We start from the raw sequence: 1,348 nt of genomic DNA on the forward strand, positions 1-1,348 counted from the left end.
TGACCCGTCCTGCCATAGGTTGACACCTATGAGGGACACAGAGCCGGCCTGTTCAAGCCGGCCAGAGACGCCCGATGGACCTCATCGGGCGTTTTCAATTTTAGGGATTGATGCGGTCGCTCCTGGTTGTAGATCTGCACGGCCTGCTGAACCATCCGGCTGGCCTGGGCCAGATCGGCAGGCCGGTGCAGCAGGAACTCCATCTTCAAGATCCCGTTGACGCGCTCGGCCAGCGCGTTCTGGTAGCAGTCGTAGCCGTCCGTCATCGAGCAGGCGATGCCGTGGCGCCGGTGAATCTGCTGATAGTCGTCGGAGCAGTACTGGATGCCCCTGTCGGAATGGTGCACCAGCATCTGGCGGGTTTGCCGGCTCTTGAGCGCCATCGTCAGCGCCCGGCTGACCTGCCTGGTGTGCAGGCTGTCGTGCACATGATGGCCCACGATCTTGCGTGACCACGCATCCGTCACCAGGCTCAGGTACACGAACCCCCGATCGGTGGGCAGGTACGTGATGTCCGCCACCCACACCTGCTCGCTGCCGGTGGGGCGCACCTGACTCGGTCCATCCTTGAGCAGGTTGGGATGGCGGCGGAACCGGTGGTGGCTGTCGGTGGTCTTGTGGTACGCCCGCCTGGGCTGAACCAGCATGTGAGCCTGGCGCAGCACGTCCAGCAGCGCGTCGCGCCCCAGGCTCGCGTGCGCCTGCTGCAGCGGCTCCTTGAGCAGGTGGTGCAGCTTGCGAGCGCCCAGCCGGGGTTGGCGCAGGCGCACGCCACGCACGAGCTGAATCACCGTCTCGCAGCGCGCATGGCGCTCCTGCTGGCGATGTAGTTGCTGGTAGTAGGCCTGGCGGCTGATGCCCCAATAACGGCAAGCCCTCGCAACGCTCAGCCCCGGGAGGAGCTTTTGCGAGAGGACTTGCCCAAAGGCTTTTTTACGACATGCACCCCGTAGTCCTTCTTCAGGACATTGATCACCGCCTCGAACAACCGGGCCTTCTCGTTCGCCTCTCGAAGCTGGACTTCCAAGGCCTTGATCTGCTGCTCAGGGGTCAGCGGCGCCGCAGGCGCGGGGGAGGATTTTTTGGTTGTTATGGGCATGGGAAGCCGAGATGATGCCGAACCCCAGCTCTGGCGACCATGCTTGCGCAGCCACACCAGAACGGTCGAGCGCCCTTGGATGCCGTAGCGCTCTTGCGCCTGCTTGTAGGTCAGCTCGCCTTTTTCTACCTGATCGACCACCGACAGCTTAAAAGCCAGCGTGTAGTCCCGCTGCGTGCGTTTGATGCCTGATTCCATTGACTCGCCTTTTCTGAGGGAAAAGGTGTCAACCCAGGTCAGGACGGGTCA

Annotated in this window: 1 protein-coding gene; it reads right to left on the reverse strand. The window is 62.9% G+C overall.

The window, feature by feature from the left end:
- Positions 1-26 precede the first annotated feature (26 nt).
- Positions 27-1,297 (reverse strand): IS3 family transposase gene (locus ACZYSP_RS35255; RefSeq protein ID WP_436318445.1). Its coding sequence is split into 2 segments (ribosomal slippage): positions 27-922 and positions 922-1,297, totalling 1,272 coding nucleotides; the frame shifts between segments, so codons are not numbered across the junction.
- Positions 1,298-1,348 lie beyond the last annotated feature (51 nt).

The organism is Variovorax sp. F042 (assembly GCF_057814215.1).